This is a genomic window from Clostridium tepidiprofundi DSM 19306, assembly GCF_001594005.1.
Taxonomy (GTDB): Bacteria; Bacillota; Clostridia; order Clostridiales; family Clostridiaceae; genus Clostridium_AC; species Clostridium_AC tepidiprofundi.
The window spans coordinates 1-6,049 of the sequence record NZ_LTBA01000075.1 but is presented as its reverse complement, the minus strand read 5'-3'; the positions used below and the strand labels follow the sequence as shown (position 1 = coordinate 6,049).

The window sequence follows — 6,049 nt, the reverse complement described above, 5'->3', positions numbered from 1 at the left end:
AACTATTGAAGATATTAACTACTTAAATAAACGTACACAAATACGTTATTTATGATATATAAATTGTACTATGGAGGTGATAAAAAGTAAAGATTATTATAAAAATTTTTAACAATTATTAAAAAAAATATGCTTAGTCTTTTTTTGAAAAATCATATGTAATTAAGTGTAAAATTTGGCATTTAATTTTTGCTTGATAGATAGATCAAACTAGATTTTGCTCTTTAGAGCTGAATACTCCTTGCAATACTATGAAATATATGCTAAAATTTAATTAATCCAATATGGATGAAACATAATGATTTTAGTGTTTAAACTATATTTTCCCAATATGGGAACGACATCAATAAGTTCAGCGAAGATTTTTCTTCGCTGTTATATTTTCAAAAAAATTGAACATAATAAAGGTAAATTAACATATAATAATACTATCCTAAATATTAGGATAACACATTTTCTCCAATATGGAGACAACATGACACATTAAGGGTATCTGTTATCTGTAGAGATACCCTTTTATAATTCCTGTATTTGTACTCTTTAATCCTACGAAAAGTATTTCTTTTCAAATTTAATTCTTTCATAAATTGAACAGCAGTTATTTTCTTTCCACTCTTTATAAAGCTTTTCAAATTCATTAAATCTACAATCTCAAGTAGGTCTTTTTAATTTCTTCACAACCTTAATATACTTTCAAAGAGAAAAACAGGAGTTTATTCCCATTTTTTTCTTATATTTTTTCTCGTTTTCTGAATAACTTTGTTTTTGTCTGTAGGAGTTTTGTAAGAAACAATTTCTGAGCACATAAAATAAACTCGTACTACTCCCAAATCCCCCTCAACCCCTTAATCCAGCTAGCTTCAATCTTATTTTCCGTATTTTATCAATATAATAAAGTCGTGATACAAAAGGGATCTGGGCTATGGAGGATAAGGGTCAAAATTTGGTCTATTTTCGACTGTTCCATTTAATTAATCTATTTAAAATTCAATTTGTTCAATATGCCTATTTTCCTTTAAAACCAAGGCTTGCATAAGGTTTTATCTATTTATTTTTCAATTATTATTCTTTATTTTTCTTTTCTATTTTTTTGTTTTCCCCTATATCATGAACCATTCCCCTGTAAAAAAAGCCATGTAATTCAAGGCATTTTCAGCCTAAAATCACATGACTTTTATTACAACTTTATTTTCCTTAATGTGACTCTATTATTTTTAGTACGAGTTTATTTTGTTAGCTCATAGATAGGTTTATGGTATGCAAGGATATATAGGATATAGTCTGCTTAAAATCATCTTTATATTAGGAAACACTTAGTTAAAATTTTTTTCTTCTGTTAGTAGTTCTTTTCTATTTCCTATATATGTATCAAATAAAAATAATAATGTTAAAGCATATAAAATTTTTAAATCATAAATATTATTTATATAGCTAAACATTGTAATAATGCCCATACTCATATAGTTACTATTTTTATGTATTTTACAACTACGCTCTAGCGTTATATTTTTGAATCTATATTTATCAAATCTAATAAATACTCTACTAAGTACATATTTATTTATAATTAGTTGATATATTCCAATACATATGACATCATGCAAAATCACATTTACTTCCATAAAATTAAGCCTATTTATATAGTATATATATAACAACAAAACGAAAAAACCAATAAGCTCACCAAACATATACATTGAATAATTACTCAATCTATCTATTAACTTAAACATTTGGTCAAAAGAATTGCGGATAGTTTCTTTAAGTTTTTGATATCCAAAATACTATAATAAAGGTGGTGCATATAAAATAGAAAAAGTCATACCAAAACCTATTATCAATCCTAATCACTCTTGAATTTCATTAAGAATAAATATGATAAATTTATGAAAAACATTTATTATTAAACTTATCGTGATAATAAAATATAGTACTCCTGTAAGTATGTATATTATTAATCTTTTTATAACTTTAACTACATTATCAGCAATTATACTACTTTTTCTTCTCCGACACCATTATTTATTAAAAATTTTCATATATTCTTCTTTACATTTTTTAAGGATGCTAAAAGATTAGTTGCATCTATATTATTCATTAACTCAAAACTATTATTCCCCATAACGAAAATAGTATTTAATGGTTTTACTAAAAAAAATAGGCTGCAAAAAGGTATTAATATAATAAATATAAAAATAAACACATTTCCACCTCTGATTTAATACTTGGTATTCATTATACTATCACAGTTTGTTTTTAAAAGTTTAAGTAACTACATCTATTCATGTAACTATCAATTTATGTAATTTATTTTGCCTACTTACTATTAGACTCTAACTTTTTATTTTCTTTCTCATTATTAATAGTAGTAGTATTTTCTTTTACCTTTAATTCTTCTAAGTTCTTTAAAACTTCTTTAAAATCAGTTTTTAGATTTTCTAACTCATTATTAAGTTGTTCTATCTCCAAATATAAATTATCTTTGTTATCCAAACTTTTTATATTATCCGTAATCTTTTCCAACAATAAATTATTCTTATCCAATGTTTCTTCAATTTTGTTCAAATTTATTGAGTTATCAATTTTTATTTCCTTTGGCCCATTATCACTAAAATATCCATTTATACCCACTAAAAATCCCATAATACAAACAGTTATTGCAATAGTCAATGTATACCTTGCTGCTTTTAAAATATCCGCTGTATTATCTGCAACATTTTGATTAAAAATAGCCGAATTTAACATTTTTTTTGCTATAACTCTTTTGTCAAAATTATCGCTTGCATTATTATTACTAAAGTCATAAACTGAAGGCAAAAATAAAGATTGCCTCCCCTTCACATTAACACATCTAAAAGATATTATTATTGATAATATCAAAAAAATAATTGATACTAATAATAAAATTTTAGTTCCAATTGAATTAGTATTTATAAATGCAAATGATATAAACGCAAATAATGCTGTAATATATGATAGTAGTTTTAAGGCCTTGTCTTCTAAATTACCTATTCTATTATTTGCATCATCATAAAATTGCTTACACGTCATAAAAATCATTTCTGTATCCTGCGATTCAAAGTCCGGTAATTCATTAGGTGGATACTGTGGCCCCTTATGAAATGATATTGCATGTATAAAAATTTCTTTAAAATCAAAAAACATTCTTTTTAACTTACTAAATTTAAATTTTTCTCTTTCTATCGATGGACTTAAATATTTATCTTGCCAACTCATTTCTTCTTCATTCATTTTAGTACTCCTTTACTTCATAAGTTCATCAATAATTGCTTCACTTATTGGTATATTAAGTTCTCTTTCTAACCACACCCATTCTCCAGCAGGATTGGTTTCTAGAAAATAATATTCCCCAGCAGTAGTTAAAATAAAATCAAAAGCTGAATAAATAAGATTTAATTCTTTATGAAGTTTAAAGATAAGCTCTTTAATTTTTTTAGGCAATTGATGTATTTTATATATCTTATTTAAATTTGGTTTTCTCCAATCAATTTTATTATTTTCATCCGTATCAATTTCAACAGCAAAAATCCTATCACCAATAACTGTGGCTCTTATATCTCTATAATTATCAATCTTTTCTTGTATCAATACTGGTGATTCAAATATTTCTTTATCATCAATGGATTCATAATTAATAACTTTAGATGTATAAATTGAATATATACCATCCTTAGTAACTTGTAATCCATGAGATATTGGTTTTATTATGCATTCATTATTTTCTTTAATGAATGCCAGTACTTTAGTTGGGCTATTTGACCCCAATGTTCTAGGAACATTAAATCCTATTTTTTTAGCAACTGTTAATTGATATATCTTTCTTTCTGCTTTATAAGTTGCAAATATAGGATTAATCCATTTAGCTTCCATTGATAAATACAACCCTTCTAAGAAATCTCTCCTTTCTCTATTTATAAAAGTCGTATCATTAGAGTCTACTGCTTTTGGGAAAATGCTAGGCGCTCTCCTAAAATATACTGATTTAATTTCTTTCAAGTTATAAATATAATTATTATATTTTAACTCAATATTGTTATCTAACCCATACGATAATCTAAAATTTGTAATATCTTCAGAATTTATTCGTAAATACTGTATATCTCTTTTCGCTAATTTTAGTATTAAATAATCTATAGCAAAATCATCTTTATTTGTAATTAACAATATTTTAGGAGATATATTAATCATGATTGTTCACTCCTATCAATTGATTCCCTTGTAAATGTAATCAATGATTGATGTAAAGATATAGTTTCGTCATTAGTATTTCCCATAGAACCTTCTGACCTGTATATTCCTTCTCTAGTTTTAGTTAATAATGTCTCTCCCACATTATTAAAATTCATAATTTCATTGCTTAAATTTTCACTTACTGATTGCTCTGACCTATCTATTCCTTCTCTTGTAGCTGTAATCGTTGTTTTATCTATTTCTAAACTTTGCATGTCATAACAAGAACCTTCCGACCTGTCTATACTTTCCCTTGTTTCTGTTATAAGCGTCTGGCACTTCTCTTCAATTCCTTTATTTTCAATATACTTCTTTATTAGTGGTTGTCCATTTATATTCCACAATCCAGATATAAAATCATAATCAACCTCTTGAAAATTTGTGCTATCACCCTTTTCACATTCCATTCTATAATATAATAATGGTGACTTCTGCATTTTAAAATCTCCCTTCTAAATATAACCGTAATAATATTATTTTAATGTATTCATCATTCTCATTCCAACTGCTCCTAATGAGCTATCGTTATAATGCTCTGCACCTGCATTTAAGCACGGCCATGGACCTATTCCAAATGGTTTGCATTCTTGTTTAACATAGAATAATTCTTCTAAAGACATTCCTAAAAAATCAATCATGAGTAAATGTCGTATAGGATGAAAAGTTTTTCTGTGTTTTCTTACTATTATTCTTAACCAATTGGATTCTTCATTGATATTTACAGTAGATTGAACTAAGGCAATTTCAAATAAATAACAAGTCAATTTTAAATTGCTATCATTTATTTTAAATTATACCATTTTACTTATAATTTATCAATTGATATTTAACATAATTACACATAAATATAACTTTGAAATTAATTTTAACTGAATTTAAGTATAATTCCTCCTTTACCCAAAAATAATTTCCTATGGTTTATTTTCCAATAAAACTGCCTTTTTACATTTGCTTGGCGTCAATGTAACAAACCACTTTCCAATGAGTTCAGCCCGTTCGATCATAGTTTCATATATTTTCATAACTTTTTTTGATACTTTTTTATCAATCATATATTTCTTTTTAATAAAATTAACGTAAGGCTCTGCTGCCTTCCATTTCATGGTTTTAGCATATGCTAGCACCGTGCTTGTTTCATCCAATATGGCTCCATTCCAATGTTGTTCTAAAATTCCCCATACACGTTCTATAGGGTTGTATTTACTGTGATATGGTGGATAATATGCTAATATAATTTTTAAATCATATTTTGCAGAAGGATATATTATTCTTTTAATAAATTGTGTTCTGCGACTATTATTTTCTGGACCATTGTCAGCATTTATTGTGATTGTATCCTTTGTTACATGATAATTATTTCTAATTAAGTATGCCTTTATAGCATCAACCATAAAATCAGCTGTAACCTTCGATTTTGTAAATGATAAATCTACTTTATCATTCGTTACATCAAGTATCCCGAAGGGAGTTAGATATTCATCTCCAAAGTCATGATCAGCTGCCGTTACGAGCACTCTGCTTTTTCCACCTCTTGAAAATTGACCAATCTTAACTCTATCTTTTGTATCAATAGATATTCTTAAAATGTTATCATGATTTTTTTCATTATGAACTTCTTTGAGATTATCAAAAATTGCATCTGTTTCTGGTATTTTCTTTAAAGGTCTATAGATGAGAAAATTTAGATACAAATTTTTACAGTAGATATTTACACTACGCCTTATGCTACTTTCATGGTTTTAAAAACAGTTTCAATAGGAATATTATTTTTAGCACATTCATAAATCCATTGAATATT

General features: G+C 26.2%; 6 protein-coding genes. All 6 read right to left on the bottom strand.

All coding sequences use genetic code 11. The annotated features are described in order from the left end of the window. Positions 1 to 1,313 precede the first annotated feature (1,313 nt). Positions 1,314 to 1,733 carry a hypothetical protein gene (locus CLTEP_RS13135; protein WP_153016346.1) on the bottom strand — a complete coding sequence of 140 codons (420 nt, stop codon included), beginning with the start codon at positions 1,731 to 1,733 and terminating at the stop codon, positions 1,314 to 1,316. Between the two features lie 583 nt (positions 1,734 to 2,316). Beyond that, positions 2,317 to 3,252 carry a hypothetical protein gene (locus tag CLTEP_RS13130; protein ID WP_066827425.1) on the bottom strand — a complete coding sequence of 312 codons (936 nt, stop codon included), beginning with the start codon at positions 3,250 to 3,252 and terminating at the stop codon, positions 2,317 to 2,319. Positions 3,253 to 3,264: 12 nt separating this feature from the next. After that, entirely contained in the window at positions 3,265 to 4,209 is a 945-nt protein-coding gene (locus CLTEP_RS13125) for an MvdC/MvdD family ATP grasp protein (protein WP_066827423.1), read from the bottom strand. Beyond that, entirely contained in the window at positions 4,206 to 4,688 is a 483-nt protein-coding gene (locus tag CLTEP_RS13120) for a hypothetical protein (protein ID WP_066827421.1), read from the bottom strand. Before CLTEP_RS13120 ends, CLTEP_RS13125 begins: the two co-directional genes overlap by 4 nt. Positions 4,689 to 4,724: 36 nt before the next feature. Beyond that, positions 4,725 to 5,015, bottom strand: coding sequence for a TnsD family Tn7-like transposition protein (locus tag CLTEP_RS13115; protein ID WP_066827419.1), 291 nt, complete (start codon positions 5,013 to 5,015; stop codon positions 4,725 to 4,727). A gap of 147 nt (positions 5,016 to 5,162) precedes the next feature. Next, positions 5,163 to 5,942: an ISAzo13-like element transposase-related protein gene (locus CLTEP_RS13110; RefSeq protein ID WP_066827417.1), complete on the bottom strand. Its 780-nt coding sequence runs from the start codon at positions 5,940 to 5,942 to the stop codon at positions 5,163 to 5,165. Positions 5,943 to 6,049: the final 107 nt, after the last annotated feature.